Origin of the sequence: Nocardia sp. NPDC051929 (assembly GCF_044548645.1) — a bacterium.
Taxonomy (GTDB): Bacteria; Actinomycetota; Actinomycetes; order Mycobacteriales; family Mycobacteriaceae; genus Nocardia; species Nocardia sichangensis.
In genome coordinates this window covers 43,658-66,951 of sequence record NZ_JBIUCG010000030.1, presented here as the reverse complement: position 1 = coordinate 66,951, position 23,294 = coordinate 43,658, and the positions used below count along the sequence as shown (strand labels likewise).

At 69.5% G+C, this 23,294-nt stretch carries 25 protein-coding genes, 1 other RNA gene and 1 pseudogene; 14 read left to right on the top strand and 13 right to left on the bottom strand.

Going from position 1 to position 23,294, the window contains the following annotated elements:
* The first annotated feature begins 7 nt into the window (after positions 1–7).
* Positions 8–460 (top strand): 6,7-dimethyl-8-ribityllumazine synthase, encoded by a 453-nt coding sequence (locus tag ACIHAX_RS33355; protein WP_364427783.1) that lies wholly within the window; start codon positions 8–10, stop codon positions 458–460.
* Positions 461–463: 3 nt separating this feature from the next.
* Here ACIHAX_RS33355 and ACIHAX_RS33350 read toward each other — a convergent pair whose 3' ends face one another.
* The 3 genes from ACIHAX_RS33350 to ACIHAX_RS33340 form a co-directional block, all read right to left on the bottom strand.
* Positions 464–1,900 carry a metallopeptidase gene (locus ACIHAX_RS33350; protein WP_397281557.1) on the bottom strand — a complete coding sequence of 479 codons (1,437 nt, stop codon included), beginning with the start codon at positions 1,898–1,900 and terminating at the stop codon, positions 464–466.
* Positions 1,901–2,198: 298 nt separating this feature from the next.
* Complete coding sequence (locus tag ACIHAX_RS33345) at positions 2,199–3,143, bottom strand: endonuclease/exonuclease/phosphatase family protein (protein ID WP_397281555.1); 945 nt, start codon at positions 3,141–3,143, stop codon at positions 2,199–2,201.
* A gap of 138 nt (positions 3,144–3,281) precedes the next feature.
* On the bottom strand, positions 3,282–3,974 hold the full coding sequence (locus ACIHAX_RS33340) for a class I SAM-dependent methyltransferase (RefSeq protein ID WP_397281553.1): 693 nt from the start codon (positions 3,972–3,974) through the stop codon (positions 3,282–3,284).
* Positions 3,975–4,202: 228 nt separating this feature from the next.
* Here ACIHAX_RS33340 and ACIHAX_RS33335 point away from each other — a divergent pair, with 228 nt between their 5' ends.
* Positions 4,203–4,514 (top strand): hypothetical protein, encoded by a 312-nt coding sequence (locus tag ACIHAX_RS33335; RefSeq protein WP_397281551.1) that lies wholly within the window; start codon positions 4,203–4,205, stop codon positions 4,512–4,514.
* Positions 4,515–4,741: 227 nt separating this feature from the next.
* Here ACIHAX_RS33335 and ACIHAX_RS33330 read toward each other — a convergent pair whose 3' ends face one another.
* The gene (locus ACIHAX_RS33330; protein ID WP_355072994.1) at positions 4,742–5,389 is read right to left on the bottom strand and encodes a cysteine hydrolase; all 648 of its coding nucleotides are present in this window, start codon (positions 5,387–5,389) and stop codon (positions 4,742–4,744) included.
* A 2-nt stretch (positions 5,390–5,391) separates the two neighbouring features.
* Positions 5,392–5,718: a hypothetical protein gene (locus tag ACIHAX_RS33325; protein WP_040865768.1), complete on the bottom strand. Its 327-nt coding sequence runs from the start codon at positions 5,716–5,718 to the stop codon at positions 5,392–5,394.
* A 106-nt stretch (positions 5,719–5,824) separates the two neighbouring features.
* On the opposite strand from ACIHAX_RS33325, the gene ACIHAX_RS33320 reads away from it, so the two are divergent.
* Positions 5,825–6,160, top strand: a complete 336-nt coding sequence (locus tag ACIHAX_RS33320; protein ID WP_355072814.1) for a helix-turn-helix domain-containing protein — start codon at positions 5,825–5,827, stop codon at positions 6,158–6,160.
* 58 nt (positions 6,161–6,218) lie between these two features.
* Here the strand turns inward: ACIHAX_RS33320 and ACIHAX_RS33315 are convergent, their stop codons facing one another.
* The 3 genes from ACIHAX_RS33315 to ACIHAX_RS33305 all read right to left on the bottom strand — a co-directional run bounded on the left by ACIHAX_RS33315 (position 6,219) and on the right by ACIHAX_RS33305 (position 12,328).
* Positions 6,219–9,230, bottom strand: a complete 3,012-nt coding sequence (locus tag ACIHAX_RS33315; protein WP_356965079.1) for a bifunctional [glutamine synthetase] adenylyltransferase/[glutamine synthetase]-adenylyl-L-tyrosine phosphorylase — start codon at positions 9,228–9,230, stop codon at positions 6,219–6,221.
* A 57-nt stretch (positions 9,231–9,287) separates the two neighbouring features.
* The gene (gene glnA / locus ACIHAX_RS33310) at positions 9,288–10,625 is read right to left on the bottom strand and encodes a type I glutamate--ammonia ligase (protein ID WP_355072810.1); all 1,338 of its coding nucleotides are present in this window, start codon (positions 10,623–10,625) and stop codon (positions 9,288–9,290) included.
* A gap of 164 nt (positions 10,626–10,789) precedes the next feature.
* A complete protein-coding gene (locus ACIHAX_RS33305; RefSeq protein WP_355072992.1) occupies positions 10,790–12,328 on the bottom strand; it encodes an alpha/beta hydrolase in 1,539 nt (512 codons plus the stop codon).
* Between the two features lie 188 nt (positions 12,329–12,516).
* Here ACIHAX_RS33305 and panB point away from each other — a divergent pair, with 188 nt between their 5' ends.
* From panB to ACIHAX_RS33275, 6 genes and pseudogenes are all read left to right on the top strand, one after another.
* Positions 12,517–13,371 carry a 3-methyl-2-oxobutanoate hydroxymethyltransferase gene (gene panB / locus ACIHAX_RS33300; protein ID WP_397281549.1) on the top strand — a complete coding sequence of 285 codons (855 nt, stop codon included), beginning with the start codon at positions 12,517–12,519 and terminating at the stop codon, positions 13,369–13,371.
* A 59-nt stretch (positions 13,372–13,430) separates the two neighbouring features.
* Entirely contained in the window at positions 13,431–13,649 is a 219-nt protein-coding gene (locus ACIHAX_RS33295; RefSeq protein WP_355072809.1) for a DUF2191 domain-containing protein, read from the top strand.
* Positions 13,646–14,047, top strand: coding sequence for a PIN domain nuclease (locus tag ACIHAX_RS33290; protein WP_355072807.1), 402 nt, complete (start codon positions 13,646–13,648; stop codon positions 14,045–14,047). Before ACIHAX_RS33295 ends, ACIHAX_RS33290 begins: the two co-directional genes overlap by 4 nt.
* A gap of 262 nt (positions 14,048–14,309) precedes the next feature.
* On the top strand, positions 14,310–14,759 hold the full coding sequence (locus ACIHAX_RS33285) for a hypothetical protein (protein WP_355072805.1): 450 nt from the start codon (positions 14,310–14,312) through the stop codon (positions 14,757–14,759).
* Between the two features lie 13 nt (positions 14,760–14,772).
* A pseudogene (pip, locus tag ACIHAX_RS33280) lies at positions 14,773–15,720 on the top strand (prolyl aminopeptidase); the annotation flags it as partial.
* 21 nt (positions 15,721–15,741) lie between these two features.
* Complete coding sequence (locus ACIHAX_RS33275) at positions 15,742–16,629, top strand: CHAD domain-containing protein (RefSeq protein WP_364427969.1); 888 nt, start codon at positions 15,742–15,744, stop codon at positions 16,627–16,629.
* Here ACIHAX_RS33275 and ACIHAX_RS33270 read toward each other — a convergent pair.
* The 3 genes from ACIHAX_RS33270 to ACIHAX_RS33260 form a co-directional block, all read right to left on the bottom strand.
* Positions 16,619–16,822, bottom strand: coding sequence for a hypothetical protein (locus ACIHAX_RS33270; RefSeq protein ID WP_355072803.1), 204 nt, complete (start codon positions 16,820–16,822; stop codon positions 16,619–16,621). The two genes, ACIHAX_RS33275 and ACIHAX_RS33270, sit on opposite strands and share 11 nt — an antisense overlap.
* A 204-nt stretch (positions 16,823–17,026) precedes the next feature.
* Positions 17,027–18,478: an RNB domain-containing ribonuclease gene (locus ACIHAX_RS33265; RefSeq protein WP_364427760.1), complete on the bottom strand. Its 1,452-nt coding sequence runs from the start codon at positions 18,476–18,478 to the stop codon at positions 17,027–17,029.
* 16 nt (positions 18,479–18,494) lie between these two features.
* Positions 18,495–18,809 (bottom strand): hypothetical protein, encoded by a 315-nt coding sequence (locus ACIHAX_RS33260; RefSeq protein WP_228827325.1) that lies wholly within the window; start codon positions 18,807–18,809, stop codon positions 18,495–18,497.
* 452 nt (positions 18,810–19,261) lie between these two features.
* Between ACIHAX_RS33260 and ACIHAX_RS33255 the strand changes: the two genes are divergently transcribed.
* Complete coding sequence (locus tag ACIHAX_RS33255) at positions 19,262–19,633, top strand: hypothetical protein (RefSeq protein ID WP_397281547.1); 372 nt, start codon at positions 19,262–19,264, stop codon at positions 19,631–19,633.
* 97 nt (positions 19,634–19,730) lie between these two features.
* Here ACIHAX_RS33255 and rnpB read toward each other — a convergent pair.
* Positions 19,731–20,144: RNase P RNA component class A (rnpB, locus tag ACIHAX_RS33250), an RNA gene on the bottom strand.
* Positions 20,145–20,180: 36 nt separating this feature from the next.
* Here rnpB and ACIHAX_RS33245 point away from each other — a divergent pair.
* The 4 genes from ACIHAX_RS33245 (at position 20,181) to ACIHAX_RS33230 (ending at position 22,564) form a co-directional block, all read left to right on the top strand.
* Positions 20,181–21,068 (top strand): alpha/beta fold hydrolase, encoded by an 888-nt coding sequence (locus tag ACIHAX_RS33245; RefSeq protein WP_355072799.1) that lies wholly within the window; start codon positions 20,181–20,183, stop codon positions 21,066–21,068.
* A 93-nt stretch (positions 21,069–21,161) separates the two neighbouring features.
* Positions 21,162–21,449 (top strand): hypothetical protein, encoded by a 288-nt coding sequence (locus ACIHAX_RS33240; RefSeq protein ID WP_355072797.1) that lies wholly within the window; start codon positions 21,162–21,164, stop codon positions 21,447–21,449.
* 32 nt (positions 21,450–21,481) lie between these two features.
* On the top strand, positions 21,482–22,054 hold the full coding sequence (locus tag ACIHAX_RS33235; protein WP_364427749.1) for an NUDIX domain-containing protein: 573 nt from the start codon (positions 21,482–21,484) through the stop codon (positions 22,052–22,054).
* A gap of 48 nt (positions 22,055–22,102) precedes the next feature.
* Entirely contained in the window at positions 22,103–22,564 is a 462-nt protein-coding gene (locus ACIHAX_RS33230) for a GNAT family N-acetyltransferase (RefSeq protein WP_355072794.1), read from the top strand.
* A gap of 4 nt (positions 22,565–22,568) precedes the next feature.
* Here the strand turns inward: ACIHAX_RS33230 and ACIHAX_RS33225 are convergent, their stop codons facing one another.
* Positions 22,569–22,925, bottom strand: a complete 357-nt coding sequence (locus tag ACIHAX_RS33225) for a hypothetical protein (RefSeq protein ID WP_397281545.1) — start codon at positions 22,923–22,925, stop codon at positions 22,569–22,571.
* Between the last annotated feature and the right edge of the window lie 369 nt (positions 22,926–23,294).

The window sequence follows — 23,294 nt, the reverse complement described above, 5'->3', positions numbered from 1 at the left end:
TCTCTCCATGAGTACTACCGGATCCATCGCGTTCATCCGCGCCAGCTGGCACAGCTCGATCGTCGAGAAGGCGTACGAGGGCTTCCGCGCCGAATACGCCGACCTCGGTTTCGATCCCGCGGGCATCGACGTCTACGAGGTGCCGGGTGCCTTCGAGATCCCGCTGCACGCCAAGCGCCTGGCGCATTCCGGCCGGTACGCCGCGATCGTCGCGTCCGCGCTGGTGGTGGACGGCGGCATCTACCGGCACGATTTCGTGGCCTCGGCGGTGATCGACGGGCTGATGCGGGTCCAGCTGGACACGGACGTGCCGGTGTTCTCGGTCGTGCTCACCCCGCACCACTTCCACGAGCACAGCGAGCACGTCACGTACTTCACCGAGCATTTCCTCACCAAGGGCGCCGAGGCGGCCCGCGCACTGGCGGGCACGCTCAGCTCGCTGCGATCGCTGCCGGTGTAGCGACTACCGGAACTTGGCCAGGCAGGCGCTCTCACCGTCCAGGACGCCGGTCCGGAACGCTTCGAGCCGCTGGTAGCCGCTCGGCACTACCTTTCCGTTCACGTCGGCGGCCGCCGCACCGTCGGCGAGCAGGCCGGAGACCGCTTCGTCCAGATCACCCGCGGACAGGTGCGGGTCGCTGCCCGGCTCGCTCAACTTGGTGGTCACCACGCCGCTGAGGCATGCGGTGCGCAGGCCCGCCGTCTCCGCGCCGGTCAGCGACAGCTTGCGATCCTGTTGCAGCGCGAGCACATAGCGCGAGACGAAGACGACGAACGCGTTGTAGTCGCCGTCCACGACCGCCGACAGCGGGTCGCCGTCGGTCATCGTTCCGCCGCGGCGGGCCAGAGCGGGCACGTCCGTGCCGATCCGGTTCGCGCTCGGGCAGTACGACACCGGCCGGGTGACGGTGCCGTCCGAGCAACCGCGGCCGACCCCGGAGTAGTCGAACTGCGGCGTCCGCGTGACCGGGAAGATCTTGGTCAGCGCCTGGCTCAGGCTGGTCAGCGCGGCGGCGTCCACCGGAAGTTGCGCCTGCTCCTCCCCGGGCTCGAAGGTGGTGGGGAGATTGCCGCGGCGCTGGGCGATCTCCTTCCTGGTGATCTTCTTGCACCCGTCGGCGCCGTCGGTGTAACCGATCTGCACCGCCGTCACCCGCTCGAAGGCCGAGCCGTGCACGTTGTCCGGATCGTTCGGGTCCCGGTCGCGCACCGCCACCGTGGCGCCGAGCACGGCGTTGAGGCCGTCGGTGGTGTTGAGCGTGAAGTGCGCCGAATTCCCTTCGGCCACATGGCGCAGGAATACACCGCCGAGGCAGTCCGCCTGCTGTTCCTGCACGAGCGGCGGGGTCAGCAGGCCCGCGAGTCTGGCCTGCCCTTGGATGGCGTGCCCGTACTCATGGGCGAGCACCATCACCACCGCCATCTCGCCGTACTTCTGCACCAGTTTCGGCAGCAGGACACCCCGGTCCCAGCCGATGGTGTGGTCACCGCCGCAGTAGGCCGCGTTCACCACCTGGTAGGTGTCGGACTTACAGAACTTGACCGACTGCGTTCTGGGCGCCTTGGCGTCCCAGGAGATGAACCTGATCACCGGCTTGAACGTGCCGGGGAAGTGCGCGGGGTACTCCTTGGTCCAGAAGTCCTGCACGTCGGCGATCGTATTGAGGGCGAGCTTGTCGATGGCGCCGCCATCGCCGTTCTCCGCCGTGAGCGGCGTGTCCGGCACACCCTTGCGGGGACCGTTCGGGCCCGAAGCCGTCATCGACCCGGCCAGTTCCCAGGTGTCGGCGGGCGGCGAGACCTGCCGTGCGGCACGGTCGTTCGTGCCCTGCGCGCATCCGGCCGACACCAGCGCCACCACCGCGAGCACGGCCACACCGAATCGCCTGTACTTCCTCATCGAACTCGCCTCCCCGAGTACCGCGTCTCGGGCTCGCCGAGCGCTCACATCGTAATCGCCGCGAGCGCGCTGCGCGCATCACAGCGCCACGATCGTCTCCGGATCGGCAAGGCGCGCAACACTTTCACGCCTGGTCAGGCGCGCAGCAGGGAATCCGGTGCGGTCGATGATGGGAGCGGCCTCAGCGCGACAATCGAAGATCACCAGAAGCCGACCGGGGTGCATCGCGACCCTGCTGGCGGCGAAGTTCGATGTGGCGGCCGTCGCGCGGGGTCTGTGCGCGCCCGACAGTGTGGGGTCACTGAAGGTGGATGTGGGAGAGTAGCGCTCGATGATCGGAGCCGGGGACCGAGAGGGTGCGCACCTCTTCGGCGGTGGCGTCGGCGAGCAGGATGTGGTCGATGCCGATCACCGGTCCCCACGCGCGGTCGGCGGGGAAGGTGGGCAGCAAGCCTGCGCCTGCCTGGTCGGCGGCCGAGGCGAAGCTTCCGCGTAGCAGGTCGCGGAAGGCGGTGTGGTCACGGGTCGCGTTGAAATCCGCGCCCACGATGGCCGGGCCCCGTTGCGCGTCGAGGATTTCCCTGGTCTTGCGCATCTCCGTCTGCCACGCGGGAAAATCGAACGGCGGCGGGACCGGATGGAACGCGAAGACGGTGATCGGTCCCCGTTCGGGGTGATCCATCGTCGCGGAGATGTTGTTGAGGATGTATCCGTCGTATTTCTTGGTGTCGCGCAGCGGATATCGGCTGTAGATGCCGGTGCCGCCACCGCCGTCGCGGGTGGGCTCGGTGTAGTGGTAGGGCAGTTCACCGACCAGGCCCGCGCCCGCCAACCGCTCCAGCGCGGCGTCGGTCAGTTCGTCCACGGTCAGCACGTCGACCCGGTCGTCCCGCACCACGCGCACAACGGCGGCCGGGTCGGCGCCGCCGAACAGCAGATTCGACTGCATGACGGTCAGCTTCGGACCGTCGGCTGCCCGGCCCTGCGGCACGAACGCGGGCACCAGCGTCCACAGCGTCGCCGCCGCCAGCACCCCGGCGACAGCGGCGCTGCGCCATCCGTGCGCGATCAGCAAGAGCACCAGGCCGACGATCGCGCCGATCATGAAGTACGACGCCCCCGACGCGAGCAACACCAGCACTCGCCGCTGCCACGCCCCGAAGTGCAGCGCTATCCCGATGGCGCCTGCGGCTACTGCGCACCACCCCACACCGAACAATGCCCGGTCCATCCATCTACGCATGCGGTCGAGCCTAGGCAATGCCGGTGAAGCTGTTGATCTGGTGCAGCTCGAGACCGGCACATAGGAAACCCGGCCACTTCGATGCCTGGCGATGTCCCTCGCCCGGGCGACGCACCTCGCGACTTCGCTGTCGGAGAATCAGCCCAGGTGGGCCGACAGCAGCCAGGCCGGAACCGACTTGCGGCCGCCGGGCTCGTCGCGTATCCCTTCGAACCGGACAGGCGCGCCCTCGGGCAACTCCGCGGGCAAGTTGGCGTGAATTCGCGCCGGCCTGATCTCATCGATCGTCCAATACTTCGACACCGCCTCCCGAAGCTCATCGGCGGTGACCGGCGACGGCCCCGGCTGGGGCACTTCGGGCAGGCCCGCCCGGTCGAACACGAGCGCGAAGTAGGACGCACCCGGCGCGGCGGCGCGTGCGATCGCCTGCTGGTAAGCATCCCGCGACTCGACCGGGATCGAATGGAACAGCGTGCTGTCGACGATGGTGCCGAAGCGGCCGTCGTAGCCGGTGAAAGAAGTGATGTCGGCGACCTCGAACGAAGCGCTCGTCAGGCCGCGCCGGGTTGCCTCGGCACGGGCCAGCTCGACCGCGGTCGGCGACAGATCCAATCCCACGATGGTGTAACCCCGCTCGGCCAGATACAGCGAGATCGCCGCCTCCCCGCAGCCGACGTCGAGCACGTCACCGTGGAATTTCCCTTCGTCGATCAGGGCGGCGAGTTCGGGTTGGGGTTCGCCGATACTCCACGGTGCTTTGACACCCGGACCGAACGGGCCGCCGGTGCCCCTATAGATGGCATCGAAATCGAAATCCTCTGGCGTCGTCATAGCAAACGAATATCAGTGCACCTGTCCGATATCGGGGACCCTCGCCCACGACGCGCTCGATCCGCTCGACGGACGGGATGACACCGGGGCTGGGCGAGATCTCCCGCACCGCTCGACACGCCACTGATCGAAGCCGGACCGTGGGCTGGGCGGCGGATCGTCGTCCATGACGAAGTCGGCCGGTCTACCCTTGGCCCAGAACTGATGGCGACGTGACGAGGGGGAGAAATGTACGTCGAGCAATTTCGCGCACAGGGACCGCTCACCGCCGAGATCGCGGAAGAGCTGGCATTCATTCCGGGCTCGTATCGTTCGTCCATCACGATCAGCGGCAACGGCCGCAGCGTGCACGCGCCCGTCCTGCCGGTGGCCTGGGACGTCCTGCGAATCCGCTCCGGCACCCAGGTCACCGTCACTACCGCGAACGGGCTCGGCGACGAAGACCGGCTCGCCTTGCGCCGGTTCGTCGATCGCTTCCAGATCTTGACCGGCGCCGCGAACACCCCACCGCAGGACGACCTGGCGTGCGGGAGTCCGTGACCCGGCCCGCGCAGTGGAGATCACCGCGCGGGCCTGGTGGTGATCCCACACCGAGCAGCGCCTCGTCCGGCCGGTGGTCGACTTGGGCGCCGCATGGAGACCGCGCGCAGGAACGTGGATCGGCCGATTCGCTCCCTGCCGAGATATAGCGGCACATTCGGCCGGGCGAACGAGCCGATGGCCACGGAACCGGCGCGCGACGCACACCGGTTCGGCGGACCGCAGCGTCAGTGGGCGTGCCGACTCATGGCCTCGGTCAGCGCGGCGGTGTCCGTGGTGAGCGATCCGCCGGTGAATTCGAGTGTGGCATGCGACCTTTCGGCCGCCGCCGGATGACCGGCGCCGCACGCGTCGGTGACGATGATCGGCAGATAACCCAGGTCCAGGCTGTGCCGAACCGTCGGCTCGATGCCCACCTCCATGGCGATGCCCGCCACGGCGTAGGTGTCGATGCCGCAGTCGCGCAGCGCGAAGTCCAGCGGGGTGGCCGCGAACGCCGACATGGTGATCTTGTCGAACACCACCTCGTCCGGACCCGGCGTCAACTCGGGCACCAAGTGGAATTGCGGCGAACCCTGCGGGAAGCTCGAACGCACGTCCGCCGGGTCGTCCACCCGCTGCCAGGACATCGCGGTGCGCAGCTGGGCGACGCCCGACGCCGCCACCGGCAAGGACATGTGCCGGGTGTAGAACACCCGGAAACCCCCCGCCCGGGCGGCGTCGCGCAGCCGCACGCACGCGCGCACGATCTCCTCGCCGCCGGGAATCTGCCGCACGATGCCGACCTGCATGTCGTAGATGAGCAGCGCCATCCGCGCGGGATCGCAGGCCTCCTGCACGGTCTGCGGGATGCTCAGGCCGAAGGCGTGGCGCATGCTCACGCGGTCCGGTCGTAGGGCTCGGCGACGTCGACGGCGGGATCCATCAGCGCCTCCAGCGGCAACGGCGCCTGCACCGGGACGAACGTCCATTCCAGGTATCCGGCCTTGGTGAGCGGGAAGTCCGCGACGTACTTCCGCGCCTCCTCGACGCTGTCGACCTCGAATACGATCACCACGCCGGGCTCGTCGGCGCGGGCGTAGTTCTCGCGGACGATGCCCGCCTTCCACAGCCGCCACACGTTGGCGACCTCCTCGGGCAGGTACGGGTTGATCGTCTCCAGGGTGACGCCTGGCTTGAAGCGGTCGAAAACGATGACCTTCACGATGTTTCGCTCCATGATTGCGGTGGTCGATACCAACGGCATTCATGGAATCGCGATGATTACAGTGTTACAAGAACGCACTTTTCAGTGAGTACCCGGAGGACAGGTGCCCGACAAGCGCTACAACTGCGCCGTGGAGGTGACCGTCGACCTGATCGGCGGCAAGTGGAAGCCGGTGATCCTGGCCCACTTGAAGGAGGGTGTGCACCGTTACGGCGAGTTGCGCAGGCGGATGCCGACCACCAGCGAGAAGATGCTGGTCCAGCAGTTGCGCGAACTGGAGTCCGACGGCTTGGTCCGGCGCACCACCTTCGACACGGTGCCTCCGCAGGTCGAATACACCCTCACCGACGAGGGCCGCACACTCGTCCCGGTCCTCACCGCGCTCTACGACTGGGGCGAACAGCGCGCCGCCCGCGCGGGTCTGACCGTCGGTCCTTGAGCCCGGCCGCGGGCTCGATTTCGTCAGGCCGAAAGGGACGTGCGCACGGACAGGAACCTCACGCGCCGAAGACTCGTTCGACGACCGCTTTGGCGCGCCGGGTGACGCGCATGTAGTGGTCGAGGAATTCGCTGCCGTCGTCGTTGGGCCACCCCGCGACGCGGGCGACGGCGGAAAGCAGCCGCCCCGGACCCGGTAGCTGATCGCTGGGTTTGCCGCGTACCAGGACCAAGGCGTTGCGGGCATTGGTGGCGGTCAGCCACGCGTCACGCAGCAGCGCGACGTCCTGCGCGTCCAGCAGCTCGGTTCGCTCGATCACGTCCAGCGCCTCGAGTGTGGAGGTGTTGTGCAAGCCGGGCACCTCGTGGGCGTGCCGCAACTGCACCAGCTGAACCGTCCACTCGATGTCGGCCAGGCCCCCACGCCCCAGTTTGGTGTGCGTGGCCGGATCGGCGCCGCGGGGCAACCGCTCGGCGTCCACTCTGGCCTTGATCCGCCGGATCTCGCGCACCGCCTCGGCGGACACACCGCCCTCCGGGTACCGCACCTTGTCGATGACGTGCAGGAAACGCACCCCGAGTTCCTGGTCACCGGCCACTTGGTGCGCGCGCAGCAACGCCTGCACCTCCCAGGGTTGCGCCCACTGCTGGTAGTACGCCTCGTAGGCGGCCAACGTGCGCACCAGCGCGCCGTTGCGCCCCTCCGGGCGCAACCCGGCGTCCACGTGCAGCGGCGGGTCGGTGCTCGGCGCGCCGAGCAGCTGCTGCACCCGGTCGGCCACCCCGATCGCCCACTTCACCGCCTTGGTCTCGTCCTCGCCCGGCCGCGGGTCGCAGACGAACAGCACGTCCGCGTCCGAGCCGTACCCGAGCTCCATGCCACCGAGTCGGCCCATGCCGATCACCGCGATGTCGGCAGGCGCGGGCGCACCCCGCTCCGCTTCGCCCGCCCGGATCACCGCACGCAACGACGCCTCGAGCACCGCCACCCACACCGACGACAACGCCCGGCACACCTGCGGCACTTCGAGCATGCCCAGCAGATCGGCCGACGCCACCCGCGCGAGTTCGTGCCTGCGCAGCGAACGGGCCGCGGCCACGGCGCGTTTCGGATCCTCGTAGCGCGCGGCGGCGGTGAGGATGCCGCGGGCCACCTCGTCGGGCTGCGGTCCGAGCAGCAGCGGGCCGCTCGGGCCGTCGGCGTACATCCGGATCGTCTCCGGGGCGTTGATCAGCAGATCGGGCAGGTACTCGGAGGAGCCGAGCACGATCATCAGCCGCTGGGCGATCGCCCCCTCGTCGCGTAGTTCGCGCAGGAACCAGATCTGGTCGGCGAGCCCCTCCGACACGCGGCGATAGGCCAGCAGGCCCGCGTCGGGATTCGGTGTCTCACCGAGCCATTCGAGCAGCGTCGGCAGCAGCAGGGCTTGGATGCGCCCTTTGCGGGACACGCCGCCGGTGAGGGCCTTCAGGTGGCCGAGGGCGTGTTCCGGCGCCGCGTAGCCGAGAGCGGCCAGCTGCCGGATGGCGGCTTCGGGGCTCAGGCGCAGCGCGTCGGGTTCCAGCCGCACCACCGAATCCAGCAGCGGCCGGTAGAACAGCTTGGCGTGCAAGCGCCGCACGCGCACCGCGTTCCGGCGGATCTCGCTGCCCAGCACACCCACCGCGTCCTGCCTGCCGTCGGGCCGGATGTGCGCCGCGCGGGCCAGCCAGCGCATGCCCTCCTCGTCGTCGTCGGCGGGCAGGGTGTGGGTGCGACGCAACCGCTGTAACTGGAGCCGGTGTTCCAGCAACCGCAGGAACTCGTAGGAAGCCGTGAGATTGGCCGCGTCGTCGCGACCGACGTAGCCGCCCGCGGCCAGCGCGGTCAGCGCCTCCACGGTGCCCTGCACGTGCAGCGTCTCGTCCACCCGCCCGTGCACCAATTGCAGGAGCTGCACGGCGAATTCGACGTCCCGGAGGCTGCCGCGCCCCAACTTGAGTTCGCGTTCGCGCAGGTCGGCGGGCACCAGATCCTCCACGCGGCGGCGCATCGCCTGCACGTCGGCGACGAAATCGGGACGCTCCGACGCCGACCACACCATCGGCATGAGCGCGGCTCGGTACTGCTCGCCGAGCGCGATGTCACCGGTCGCCGGACGATTCTTCAGCAGCGCCTGGAACTCCCAGGTGCGTGCCCAGCGCTTGTAGTAGGCGATGTGCGAATCCAGCGTCCGCACCAGCGCACCGGCCTTGCCCTCCGGTCGCAGCGCCGCATCTACCTCGAAGAACGCCTGGCTCGCCACGCTCATCATCTCCGCGGCCAGACGCGTGGCGGTGGCGTCGGCGGGCTCGGCGACGAACACGACGTCGACGTCGCTGACATAGTTCAATTCGCGCGCGCCGCACTTGCCCATCGCGATCACGCCCAGCCGCACCGGCACCGGCTCGTCCTTGCAGACCCGCGCCACCGCCACCGCCAGCGCAGCGGTCAACGCGGCGTCGGCCAGGTCGGTGAGCTGCCTGCCGACCACCTGGTAGGGCAGCACGGGCTCGTTCTCCACCGTGGCCGCCAGATCCAGCGCGGCCAGCAGCATCAAGTGATCGCGGTACCGCTTGCGCAGCGACGCCGCCACTTCGGGGCCCGAGATCGCGGCGCGGAACAGCATCGGGGTCGCGTTCGGCCCCTCCTCCGGTGCCGCGTCGACCACGGCGAGCAGATCGGCGATCAGCTCGTCGCGTCCAGGTAACTCCTTGCGGCGCAAGCCTTCCCACGACTCCGGCGCCGCGACGAGATGATCGCCGAACGCGCTGGAGGAGCCGAGCAGCGCGAACAGCCTGCCCCGCAGCGACGTATCCGTACGGATGGCCGAATCGACCGCGTCCCAACCGTCCCCGATGCTCTCGCGCAATCGCATGAGCGTGCTCAACGCGAGGTCGGCGTCCGGCGCGCGGGACAGCGACCACAGCACGGGAATGCTCTCGACGTTGTCCCAGCCCAATTCGCGCAGCGACGCGGCGGCGGACGGCTCGAGCAATCCGAGCCGACCGACACCGGGGACAGCGGAGCGCGCAGAGGGGGGCCGGACCATGGTTCTCAAATTACCTGGCCGCGATCGGTGGCACGCCGCCCCCGGGCATCGCTCGGATTACAACCCCAGGTATTCCTTGAGCTCGAACGGCGTGACCTGGCTGCGGTAGTCCGCCCACTCCCGGCGCTTGTTGCGCAAGAAGAAGTCGAACACGTGCTCGCCCAGGGTCTCGGCGACCAACTCGGAGCGCTCCATCGCTTGCAGCGCCTCGTCCAGCGTGCCGGGCAGCTCGCGGAAGCCCATCGCGCGCCGCTCGGCGACGGTCAGCGACCACACGTCGTCCTCGGCCTCCGGCGGCAGCGTGTAGCCCTTCTCGATGCCACGCAGACCGGCCGCGAGCAGCACGGCGAAGGCCAGGTAGGGGTTGCACGCGGAATCGGGGCTGCGGATCTCGACGCGCCGCGAAGAGGACTTGTTCGGTGTGTACATCGGCACACGGACCAGGGCGGAGCGGTTGGACCGGCCCCACGAGGCCGCCGTGGGCGCCTCGCCGCCGTGGATGAGGCGCTTGTAGGAGTTGACCCACTGGTTGGTGACCGCGCTGATCTCCGGGGCGTGCTCGAGGATGCCCGCGATGAACGCGCGCGCCGTCTCCGACAGGTTGATCGGGTCGTCGGGGTCGTGGAAGGCGTTGGTCTCGCCCTCGAACAGGCTCATGTGCGTGTGCATCGCCGAGCCCGGGTACTGGGCGAACGGCTTGGGCATGAAGGTCGCGCGCACACCCTCGTCGATGGCCACTTCCTTGATCAGGTAGCGGAAGGTCATCACGTTGTCTGCCATGGACAACGCGTCGGCGTAGCGCAGGTCGATCTCCTGCTGGCCCGGAGCGCCCTCGTGGTGGCTGAACTCCACGGAGATGCCCATGGACTCCAGCGCGTCGATGGCGTGGCGGCGGAAGTTCGGCGCCGAATCGTGCACGGCCTGGTCGAAGAAGCCGCCGGTGTCGGCGGGGACCGGGACGCCGTCACGCGTGCCGTTCTCCAGCAGGAAGAACTCGATCTCGGGGTGCACGTAGCAGCTGAAGCCGACGTCGCCCGCCTTGTTCAGCTGACGGCGCAGCACGTGGCGCGGGTCGGCCCAGGACGGCGAGCCGTCCGGCATGGTGATGTCGCAGAACATGCGCGCGGAGTGCTGATGGCCCTTGCTCGTGGCCCACGGCAGCACCTGGAAGGTCGACGGATCCGGCCGGGCGACCATGTCGGCCTCCGAGACACGGGCGAAGCCCTCGATGGCCGAGCCGTCGAAACCGATACCCTCTTCGAACGCGCCCTCCAGCTCGGCGGGCGCGATCGCGACGGACTTCAGGTAACCCAAGACGTCGGTGAACCAGAGACGTACGAAGCGGATGTCCCGCTCTTCGAGCGTCCGCAGCACGAATTCCTTCTGGCGATCCATGTCCGCGAGCGTAAGCATCCGGCGTTAAATCTGTGTTACATACACGCTTAAGATTGCTGACCTGGTTTTTTCGGAAGACTCCGCACAGTCGGATCGTCCGGTTTGTGAGATTCTTCTGGACCGGGCAGCATCGCGTGACCGATCAGCAACCGCGCGCGCCCGGCTCAGCAGGTGAGGCCGGAGGCGGGCTCGGTCAGGTCGACCAGATAGGCGATCACCGCGTCGTCGACGCAGGGGACGCCGCCCGCCAGCGCCACCGTGTGCCGGTTGCCCTGATAGGTGATCAGCGCGGCGCCCAACTGGTCGGCCAGGTCGACTCCGGCCTGGTACGGCGTCGCCGGGTCCTCGGTGGTCGACACCACCACCGTCTTCGGCAGACCGGTCACCGAGATGCGATGCGGTTCACTCGTGTTCGGCACCGGCCAGGCGGTGCACAGCTCCAGCGGCGCCGCGCCGGTGCCGCGCCCGTCGTCCAGGAACGGGGCCGCTTTCCGGTATTCGGCGTCCTGGCGTCCGGCGACCCCGCGATCGGTGATGCGCGGATCGTCCACGCAGCGGATCGCGTTGAACGCGTCGCTGGTGTTGGCGTAAGTGCCGTCGTCGCGACGTCCGTCGTACAGGTCGGCCAGGGCCAGCAGCGTATCGCCGCGCCCGTCGCGCAGCTCGGACAGCCCGAGCGTGAGCACCTTCCACAATTCGTCGGTGTAGAGCGCCTGGCGCACGCCGGTGAGCGCGTCGCCGTAGGTCAGACCCCGCGGATCGGTGGTCGGCGCCGGCTTGTCCCACAGCGGGTTCACCAACGCGCGGAACCGCGGCACCGCCTGCGCCGGGTCGGCGCCCAGCGGGCAGTCGGGCTGCCGCGCGCAGTCGGCGGCGTAGGCGTCGAACACCTTCTGGAAGCCCGCCGCCTGGCGCAGCGACTCCTGCACCGGATCCTGCGAGGAGTCGATGGCGCCGTCCAGCACCATGGCGCGCACGTGGTCGGGGAACCGTTCCGCGTACGCCGAACCGATCTTGGTGCCGTAGGAGTAGCCGACGTAGGTCAGCTTCGGGTCGCCGAGCGCGGCGCGCATGATGTCGAGGTCCTGCACGACCTCGCGGGTGCCGACGTGGGCGAGGAACTCCTTCCCGGTCCGATCGGCGCAGCGGCCCGCGTACCGGCGGTTGTCGGCCTCGGCGTCGGCGATGCCCGCCGGGGTGTAGTCGTCCTCCGGCTCGGCGCGCTCGGAGTCCTGCTCCTGGGGTGTCTGGCAGACGATCGAGGGGGTGGAAGAACCGACACCGCGCGGGTCGAAGCCGATCCGGTCGAAGCGCTCGGCCAATTCCGTCTTGTTGCCGAGCGACGACAGGCCGAGACCGGACTCTCCCGGCCCGCCCGGATTCATCACCAGCGAACCGACCCGCCGCCCGGTCGCCCGCGTCCGGGAGATCGCGATCTGGGCGGTCGGCCCGTCGGGCGCCGCGTAGTCCACCGGCACGGTGATCCGGGCGCACTCGGTGCTCGGCGACAGCCGGTCGTCCGGCCCGCCGAATCCGGTGCAGTCACCCCACTGCACCGCCTGGCCGTAGAACTTCTCCAGCCCGGTGGGCGGCGTGGGTGCGGGCTGCCCCGTTTCGGTGCGGGTGACGGCGCACCCCGCAACCAGCACAGCCAGCGACGCCAGCACCGCCACCGGGAGTGCACCGCGCCCATTCCGCACCATCGACATGCTGTCGATACTGCCATCGGGCGAACGCGGTGGCCGCCCCGGGCAAACCCCGTGCCGCGCTGTGACCAATCGCACCGGTCATCGGCCTTAATCCGCCTCGGTGGCGGGTGGCACACTGAAATCGTCAGACACTCCCGGGGACCCGGACGGGCCCCGAGGCGACACAGACGAAAGGGACGATGATGTCCGTATCCGACTCGGAAACCCCTGCCTACGGTGCGGCGCCCGCCGAGCCCAAGAAGATGCGCAAGACCCGGGTGCACCACCTGCAGCAGATGAAAGCCGACGGGGAACGCTGGGCGATGCTGACCGCCTACGACTATTCCTCGGCGCGGCTGTTCGAAGAAGCGGGCATTCCCGTGCTGCTGGTCGGCGATTCCGCGGCCAACGTGGTGTACGGCTACGACACCACCGTGCCGATCACTGTCGACGAGCTCATCCCGCTGGTGCGCGGGGTGGTGCGCGGCGCGCCGCACGCGCTGGTCGTGGCCGACCTGCCGTTCGGCACCTACGAGTCCTCCCCGCAGCAGGCGCTGGCGACGGCGACCCGGTTCATGAAGGAGGGCGGGGCGCACGCGGTGAAGCTGGAGGGCGGCGAGCGGGTCGTCGAGCAGATCGCGCTGATCACCGCGGCGGGCATCCCGGTCATGGCGCACATCGGCTTCACCCCGCAGAGCGTGAACACCCTCGGCGGATTCCGCGTGCAGGGTCGTGGCGACGGCGCCGAGCAACTGATCGCCGACGCCATCGCCGTTCAGGAGGCGGGCGCGTTCTCCGTGGTGATGGAGATGGTCCCGGCCGAACTGGCGGGGCAGGTCACCCGCAAGCTGACCATTCCGACCGTCGGCATCGGCGCGGGCGCCGACACCGACGCGCAGGTGCTGGTCTGGCAGGACATGGCAGGCTACACCAGCGGCAAGACCGCGAAGTTCGTCAAGCGCTTCGGCAACGTCGGCGACGAATTGCGTGCCGCAGCCGCTGCCTACGCCGACGAAGTGCGCCGGGGCACCTTCCCCGCGGCGGAGCACAGTTTCTGAAATCGCCACCTCCCTTTGATATACTGACGTATATCCGTATATCAAGGGAGGTGCGGAGCATGACGCGGACCATAGTCGATCTCGACGACGGCGCACTGGCACTCGCTCAGCAGCAGCTGGGCACACGCACCAAACGTGACACGATCAATCGGGCTTTGGCCATCGCGGCGGGCCTGACCGCGGACGATCGCGCCCGCAGTTTGGCCTGGCTGCAGGCTAATGCCGAGGACGTTTTGGACTTCGACGTTCTGGCAGGCGAGGAGCATCCCCAGCGGTGACCTACCTCGCCGATACCTCGGCCGTGTGGCGACTGCTCCGCGGCCAGGTCGATGATCCATGGCCCCGCCAGGTGGCGCAAGGACTCGTCGCGATCTGTCCGCCGGTCGAAGCCGAGCTCATGGTTTCCGTTCGATCGGGCAAGGACTTCGAACCGTTTTTCGCTGTTCTCGGACGCACGTTCGGCTGGTACCCCGCGCTCGACGATCCCTGGCGCCACGTGTTGGCGGTGCAGCGTGATCTGGTCCGCATCGGCCATCATCGCGGGCCGTCGCCGATGGACATCGTCATCGCGCTCACCGCGCTCGAGCACCGCCTGACGCTCATTCACGCGGACGCGGACTTCGACTCGATCGCGAAGGTACGACCGGAACTTCCGATGATTCGCGTCGACCGATAGAACTCGGGAAGTGCGGCAGGTAGAGCGACGCCACTCGATCACCCTGCGTCGGTGGCGAACCGAGTCCGGCCGACGCCCTGTCTCCGGGCAGTGATTCTCCGTCCATCGAGCGGCTCGGGCGTCGCATGAACACCGAAACTGCTCGACGAGCTGCGCGCGCACTTCGGCTGAACTCTTCCCACCGAAAACGGCCGGTTCGGGCCGGTCGGCGGAATCAATGGCAGACTCGATGCCGACAATACCGACACGACCAGAGGTACCCATGCCGTACAGCCGTTGGATTTCACGCAGCACCCTGCTGGTGGCGGGCGCTCTCACCGCCGCCGCGTTGACCGCTTGCGGCAGCGACTCGGGCCCGGCGCCCACCGGCAGCTCGAGTTCCACCACGGTGTCGGCCACCGCCGCTCCTGGCACGACCTCCGGCCGCGTCACGCCGACGAGCCCGGAGATCTCCGACGCGGCCGCGACCCAGCTGTGCGACATGATCCGGCCGGAGTTGTCCAACTGGCGGATCCAGGGCGGGACCCTGGGCAAGATCGGGCTGAACGCCCTGGTGCACGAGTGGGCGCTGCGCAACGGCGGCATCAACGGCGCGGTGCTGGCCGACAAGCCGATCGTCGACCGCGCCACCGTCAAGAGCTGCCCGGATGTCCGTCAGCAGGCCGTGGAGGCGCTCGGCATCCCGGATCTGGCCTCTGGTCTGGCGTTCTGAGCCGGGCGGCCGGATGCGCACCCTCTATCCCGAGATCGAGCCGCATGACTCCGGCATGCTTGCTGTCGGCGACGGTCAGTCGGTCTACTGGGAAGTCAGCGGCGATCCGGCCGGTAAGCCGGTCGTCTTCCTGCACGGTGGGCCCGGCGGCGGCACCGCGCCGTTCCATCGGCGCTTCTTCGATCCGGCCGCCTACCGGATCGTGCTGTTCGACCAGCGTGGTTGCGGCCGCTCCACTCCGCACCTGGCCGACGGCGCGAGTCTGGAACACAACACCACCGGCCACCTGATCTCCGACATCGAGAGGCTGCGCGAACATCTCGGCATCGATCGCTGGCAGGTGTTCGGCGGTTCCTGGGGCTCCACGCTCGCGCTGGCCTACGCGCAGCGACACCCCGATCGGGTGACCGAACTGGTGTTGCGCGGCATCTTCCTGTTGCGCCGCAAGGAAATCGACTGGTACTACAACGGCGCGGCGGGCTACGTCTATCCGGACGAGTGGGAGAAGTTCCTCGCGCCGGTGCCCGAAGACGAACGCGATCAAGACCTGGTCGAGGTCTACCACCGCCTGCTGCACTCGGCCGACGAAGACATCGCCCGCACGGCCGCGATCGCCTGGTCCAGCTGGGAGGGCGCGACGAGTTCGCTGCTGCCGCATCCGGATCGGGTGGCCGAGACGTCCGAGCCGCGATTCGCGCTGGCGTTCGCGAGGATCGAGAATCACTACTTCCGGCACGGCGGGTTCCTCGAAGAGGGCCAGCTGCTGCGTGACATCGACGCCATCGCGCATATCCCGGCCGTGCTCGTGCAGGGCCGCCACGACATCGTCTGTCCCGCGGTCAGCGCGTGGGAGTTGCACCGAGCCTGGCCCGGGTCGGTCCTGCACATCGTCGACGACGCGGGGCACGCGGCGAACGAGCCCGGCATCACGCATCACCTGGTCGAGGCCACCGACCGATTCGCGAAAGCGCGGACCAGCACGGTGATCACGGCGGGGTCCGCTCTGGTGGACGCGTTGCGCGAGGACATCGACCGGCTCGCGGCCGCCGAACCCGAGGTCCGCGCGGACGCGGAGGACTCGGTCCATCAGATGCGGGTGGCCACCCGCAGGCTGCGCAGCGTGTTGCGGTCCTACGGCAAACTGCTCGCCAAGAAGCCCGCCGCCGCGATGGGCGCGGAACTCAAGTGGCTGGCCGGGTTGCTCGGTGAAGCGCGGGACGCGGAGGTGCGCGCCGATCGGTTCGCCACGCTGCTGGCCGATCATGCCGAGCGAGCCGACCCGGCGGAGGTCGACGCGGTCACCGCGCGGCTGGTCGACGCCGAGCGGGAGCGCTATCGAGCGGCGCACGACGAGGTGCTGACCGCGTTGGACGGCGCCCGCTACCGCGAGCTGCGCGACGAGCTGTCCCGATGGCGCACCGACCCGCCGCTGCGCCACTCACGCGCCGATGTGGCGGCGCCGGACGTGTTCCGGGAGGTGCTGCGGCGCGACCTCGACCGGGTGGAATCCCTGATCCGCGCCGAGCCCACCGTCGATCCGCTCGAACGGGTGGAACTGCTGCACGACATCCGCAAGAGCGCCAAGCGGCTGCGGTACTCGTGCGAGGCAGCGCAGCAGGTCCTCGGCGACGACGCCGCCGATCGCGGCGTCCGGGCGAAGAAGCTGCAGACCGTGCTCGGCGACCATCGGGACGCGGTGGAGTCGCACGACGCGATCCTGCACCGGGCGGCCGAGGCCGCGGCGGCGGGCGAGCGTGCCGGCCTGTACGAGGCCCTCGCGGCCACGGAGGACGCCGCGGCGGGCCGTGAACTGAGCCGCTATCCGGCCACCGCCGCGGCGCTGTTCGGAGCGGCCGTCATCACGGGGTGATCCGGTGTCCCGGCGCTGAGCCGGTCGAGACGAGCCGATCACCGCGTTCGCCGACCAGCAGCGCCGCGGGCGGTGCCGTGACCGGTAGCGGTCGTCCGCGGCCGGGATACGACGCGGCCGCGCGTCCGGAGTCGGCAATTCGGGCCGCCTCGTGTCCGGTCGGCAACGCGGCCACCCGCCCGCGGTCGATCAACCCAGCTCGCTGGCCCGCGGTCGGTCAACCCAGCTCGCTGGCCCACGGTCGGTCAACCCAGCTCGCTGGCCAACAATCGACAACACGGCTCGCTGGCCCACAATCGACAACACGGCCGCAACCCACGGTCGGCCGCAGTGCAGACCTCTGCTCATCGGCACGCTCGCGAGACGAGGTCGTGTACGGCGCGGCCGCCGCTGCCGTTCACGCAGGGAAGGTGAAGGACACCTTCCGTTCCCTCGGGTCGGCCGACAGCAGCCGCACCCGCACGGTCTCGCCTTCCGGCGGTTTCCCCTCACACGGGCCCAGCACCGGCGGGTCGGCGACGAAGACCACGGCGGGCCGGTTGCCGTTGGCCTCGCGCACCACGACGGCGTCGAACGTCGCTCCGGTACGTGGCGCGAGCAGGGTCGATTCGGTCAGGTCGATGCAGGCGCGTTCGATCTTGCCCGCGACGCTGTCGCTGCGCCGCATGGTCTCGGCGGCGCTCACCAGCCCCTCCCGCACCCAGCGCGGCACCTCGGCCCCCGCGCACCGGGCCAGGCAGATCTCGGTCGCGAACCGGTCCGACAACCGCCGCAGCGGAGCGGTGACGTGCGCGTACGGCGCGCCGATCGCGCTGTGCCGCAGAGCTTCCGGCGCGTGCGGCGCTCCTGCCGCGCCGTCGACGACGGTGTAGGAGGCACCGCGCAGCAAGCTCGTCGCCTCGGACATCAGGACCAGTGCCGCGGGAGTGCCGGTGTCCAGCCGGGCCAGCATCCGGCCGACAGCTTCGCCGTCGGGCCAGGCCACGCCCAGCGCCTGCGCGGTCCGGCGCATCGACTCGATCGCGGATTCCGACGGTGGCGGCATGGTGCGCAGCAGCGCGACCCGGTCCAGTGCGGGCGCGTGCCCGTCCAGCATGATCCGCGCCGCGCACATGCCGGTCAGCAGCGAGACCTGCTCGTTCCAGTCGTCGGCGGCGGTGCGCGGTTCCACCACCAGGCGCCAGTGCCCGTCGGCGTGCTCGTCCTGGACCACGCTTTGCGCGGGCAACCGCAGCCCGATCGCGCCGCGCGCCAGCCCCGCCTCGATACGCCGCGTGCCGAATTCCGGCAGGGCCGCGATCGAGGGATGCAGCCGACCCGCCTCCGCGTCGGCCTGCACACGGGAGTAGTCGAGCCGGGCACGGGAGCGCACCAGGGCGCGGACAACCGAGTACCGCACCGGTTCGGCCTGCTCGTCGAGTTCGATAGTCCACAGCGCGGCCGGGCGCGTCCGGTCCGGAAGCAGGCTGGCGGACCCTTCCGACAACGCGGGTGGGTGCAGCGGGACGGTGCCGTCGGGAAGATAGAAGGTCTGGCCCCTGGCGCCGGACTCTTTGGCGAGCGCGCCGTCGGGGAAGATCACGGCGCCCACGTCGGCGATGGCGTAATGCACGAGGAAGCCGCCGGGGCCGCGTTCGATATGCAGGGCCTGGTCCAGATCCATGGCCCCGGGTGGGTCGATCGTCACGAACGGGATGTCCGTGCGATCGACCCGGTTGCCCGCGAACGCGTCGACCGCGTCGCGGGCCTCGGCACTGGCCTCGGCGGGGTACGCCGAGGCCAAGCCGAACTCGGACCGGATGGCGCCGAAATCGACCGGCGCCGACACGATCCGCTGGTGGAGTTCCACGCTGGGGCGCCGGGTCCTACTGCAGCGCCAGCATGGAGCCGTTCAACTGGTCGAACGGCCCGTAGACGGTGAACGTGACCCGGCCGTTCGGCACCGAGGACGACACCTGAGCCGCCGCGTCCAGCGCCTCGCCGAAGGAGGCGGCGGACGGATGCGGCAGCCCGGCGATAGCCAGACCGACATGATTCTGGTGCACCCATACCGTGTCGGCGGGACTCAGGTCGACCTGAACCCCGCCCGGCAGCGGGGTGACCGCGACCGCGCCGGCCGACCCCGCACCCAGCACCGCGAAAACCGAAGCGGCGCCTGCGACCAATGCGCCGGCGACCATGGAGCGAACTACTCGCATATGTGTTGAGACCTGCTTTCCCGCGATCGAAGTATGAATGGCCCGGTGCTGCCCCGCACCGGCCCTTACCAACGGCGACTACTTTATGACGTCGATCACGATCAGGGCCAGTTCCGCACGAATCGGACAGCGGAAATTCTCGCCCCGCGACACGACCCGGGCGGCGCTGCTAACGTGGCCCGCCGTGACGGGCGTGGGTTCGCCCGCACGTTTGGATATGTCCCGCACGTCGACAATTTGGGAGCTCCACAGCTATGTCATCGATTTTGTTCGACTACCTCTTGCCGCTGCTGGGCCCGGAGCAGGCCGCGTACTGGGCGCAGGTTTTCGTGATCAACCCGATCTGACCGCGCGATTCTTTTTCCCACTGCTCGTCGCCTCCCGTTAACCTGACGGGAGGCGGCGGTGGTTATAGGCGGCTAGCATGCCGCTCCGTGACAAGAACTACCGCCGCCATCGCGGCCAGCGCCACCCTCTTCGCCCTGCTCCTCACCGGGTGCGGGGACGACAAGACCAGCAATACCACCTCGTCCGCCACCACCACGGCGGCACAGGCCGCCGCCCAGGTCGACAGCGTGAAGGCGGGCGCGTTCCTCGTCAGCTTCCGCGGCGCGTTCCCCAAGCTGGCCGAGGGCAAGGACGACGCGAAGATCGCGAGCATCCTGACCGAAACCTGCGGGGACATCAAAGCGGGCAAATCCGAGGACGACGTCGTCAAGAACATCACCAAGCGCGCGGGCGGCGCCACCCAGCCCAGCGCCGAGGAAGCCAAGGCGATCTACCAAATGGCCAAACTGATGTGCTGACCCCCGCGCTATCCCGGCGTGCTTCGCACACCCGCCGAGCTCGCGGAACGCGACCTCGCGCGGAGTAGAGCCGGAGTGCGGAGCACGCGCCGGCGGGCGGACGAGTTGGTCTGTAAGCCGGATCCTGTCCCCGGCCTGAGCCGGGAGGCGGCCATCCATCTGGGCACTCCGTTGCCGGGTACCTCGAGCGGTCCACCCGCAGGCTCGGGCGAGCAGCCCTCGAGCGCCTGCGCAGCCGCACCGTAACCGGTGCGGCCTTCGACCTTGCTCCGGGCGGGGTTTACCGAGCCGCCCCGGTCACCCGGGGCGCTGGTGCGCTCTTACCGCACCGTTTCACCCTCACCGCACGACCGCTAGGCCGTGGGCGGTCTCTTTTCTGTGGCACTTTCCCGCGGGTCACCCCGGGTTGCCGTTAACAACCGCCCTGCTCTGTGGAGTCCGGACTTTCCTCGGCGCCGGGCGGCGGCACAGCCGTGCCCGTTCCCAGCGCCGCGGCCGCCCGACCAACTCGTCCGCCAGAACAGGATACTGGGTACGGTTGATGGCCATGGAACGTGTCGAGGTCGGCTTCCCATCCGGAAGCGAACAGTGCGCGGCGTGGCTATATCGCCCGGACGGCGCACCCAAACCCCGCCCGCTAGTGGTGATGGGACACGGCCTGGGGGCCAATCGGGAAATGGGACTGGATCGGTACGCGCGGCGTTTCGCCGCCGCGGGAATGGCGGTCCTGGTATTCGACTATCGGCATTTCGGCGCAAGTCAAGGCACGCCGCGCCAGTTGCTGAACATCGCGCGCCAGCGCGCGGACTGGCATGCCGCCATCGCGTTCGCGCGCACGCTGCGCGGCATCGACGCGACCCGGATCGCATTGTGGGGCACGTCGTTCGGCGGCGGCCACGTGCTTTCGGTCGCACCGGACGATGCCTACATCGCGGCCGTGGTCGCGCAGGTGCCGTTCACCAGCGGCCTGTCCTCGGCGTTGGCCAAGGGGCCGATCAGCCTGGTCAAGGTCACCACCATCGCGGCTACCGACCTGCTGCTCGGCACGCTCCGGCGCAAGCCGGTCGGCATTCGGCTGGCCGGACGCCGCGGCGCCGCGGCGCTGATGAGCGCGCCCGACGTACCGGACGGCTTTCGCAGGCTGACCGACGAGAGCGAGACCTATGAGCCGAAAGTGGCCGCGCGAGTAGCATTCTCGGCACTCTTCGACGCACCCGCGCGGCGCGCGAAGGCACTGAAGATGCCGGTGCTGTACGCGCTGTGCGATGACGATTCCGTCGCGCCGGTGAAATCGGCGCTGCGCGCCGCCGAACGCACCAAGCACGCGGTGGTGAAACGTTATCCCGCCAAGCATTTCGACATCTATTTCGACGAGGTCTTCGAGAAGACCGTGTACGACCAAACCGAATTCTTGGTGTCGGTGCTGCGACCATAGGGCGTTCGCGGCCCGGCCCGGCGGCCGGGCCGCACATCGGTGCCGCGCTCGGTAGATTGCGAAAGAGCACGCGTCGATCGAAACGAGGCACCGATGATCGATCCCTTGATCCTGGAACAACGGCGCGGCCGATTGCTGCACCGGGTACGCGAGTTGCGGCGCGACCTCGCGGCGCTGGCCGACGACTACGGCGCGTTGCCGGATTCCGGGCTGCTGATCGACACCGACGGGATCGGCGCGCTCACCACCCCCGGCTACTGCGTCGCCGGGGCACGCGAAGTCTTCGAAGAAGCGCTGATCGAACTCGCGGCGGCCGCCGACGCGCTCGACCGCGCCGCGGCGTACACGGCCCGGCTGAAACCCGTTGTGCTGGACGGCTGAACCTGTCGGTGCCCAGCGCTACTGTCCGTGCCATGCAGCCCTCCACCGCCGCGGTCGCCGAGATCGTGCGTCGGATCGCGCCCCTCGACGAGCTCGAGCGACGGCACATCGACACGACGCTGGCGTGGCTCGCGTCGACCGACGACATCTTCCGGCGGGCCAGACCGGCGACCCCGCCGCGGCACCTGGTCTGCTATGTCGTGCTGGTCGATCCGGCGGCACGGGCGGTGCTGCTGGGCAAGCATCGCCTTGCCGGGTTGTGGTTGCCGACCGGAGGGCACGTCGATCCGGGCGAGCATCCGCTCGATACCGCGCGGCGAGAAGCGGCCGAGGAGATCGGCGTCGAGGCCCGATTCGACGTCATCGGGCCCGACCCGCTGTTCCTCACCGTCACCACCACGGTCGGCTCGGACTCCGGTCACGAGGACGTCAGCCTCTGGTATGTCATCCGCGGTGACCGCGCCGACGGCCATGCCCTGGATCCGCGCGAGTTCGACGGTGAACGATGGTGGGAACTGGACGGATTCGCCCTTTACGACACCGACCCGCACTTCGGACGTTTCCGCACCAAGCTCGACATCGCTCTGCGACCCGCCGCCGACTGAGGTCTCTTCGAGTCGACGGCGGCGGCCGATGGTGTCACGATGGCGCGGATGATTGTCAGGCTTGCGCGAGAGGACGACCTCGCCGGTTTTCTCGAACTGGCGGGGCAGGTCGAGCACTGGTTCGGCGCGTCCGCCGACGATGCCGGATTTCGCGCCGCGGTGCTGCGGCACGTGCGGCGCGGTACGGCGCTCGTCGCCCGGTCCGCGGGGGCGGAAGTGCTCGGCGGCATCCTGTTCGGCTCGAACCCGCCGACCTACCGGGTGCATTGGCTGGTCGTCGCGGAACAGGCGCGCGGGCACGGGATCGGCCGGGCGCTGACCACGGACGCGATCCGCCGTTACGTGCCGACTCCCGGCACGCTCGAAGTGGTCACCTTCGGGCCCGACCATCCCGGCGCGGTCGCCAGTGGTGCGCGCGCGTTCTACGAGAACCTGGGCTTCCATCCCGCGGAGGAGGCGGATCCCGGGCCAGAGGGCGGATCTCGGCAGTTCTACCGGCGGCGCGTGTAAGGGGTCAGCCTCGACGGAACGCGCGCCAGAAAATGAAAGCCAGGACCGAGGCGGGAATCGCAGCGAGGACGGGCTTGTCGCGGAGCGTCTCCAACAGGGTGCGGCCCGGGTGCGCCACCGGGCCGGGAATTCCCGCCGCGCCGCGTTCGGCGGCGGTGGCGGCGTCCGCCTGGACTCGTTCGGCGCGCTCGGCCGCGCGTCGAACCGACTCCCCGACCGGCGTCTGCTCACGACTCCCGGCTCCGGCCGCGTGCCTCCCAGTGGATTCCGGCCCCGGTTCCGGCTTTTCCGCCGCACCAGGAGCGCTACCCGCCTGCGCAGCCGCATCGGCCGGAGTCACCGGCTCCGCCGCACCAGTCATGCGGCCCGCCTGCGCAGCCGCCGCAGAAGACACCGCCGCCGCATCGGCGGTACCGGCAGTCTGCGGGGCCGCACCGGGCGCAATCTCCGCCGAAGACACCGGCTCCGCCGCACCGGGCGCGTGGTCCGCCTGCGGGGCCGCGCCGGTACTCACGGACTCCCCCGCATCAGGCGTGCTGCCCGCCTGCGGGGCCGTGCCGGTCGAAACCTCCCCCGAAGACAGCGGCTCCCCCGCACCAGACGCGCTGCCTGCCCGCGAGGCCGCACCGGCAGTCACGGACTCCCCCGCATCAGGCGTGCTGCCCGCCTGCGGGGCCGTGCCGGTCGAAACCTCCCCCGAAGACAGCGGCTCCCCCGCACCAGACGCGCT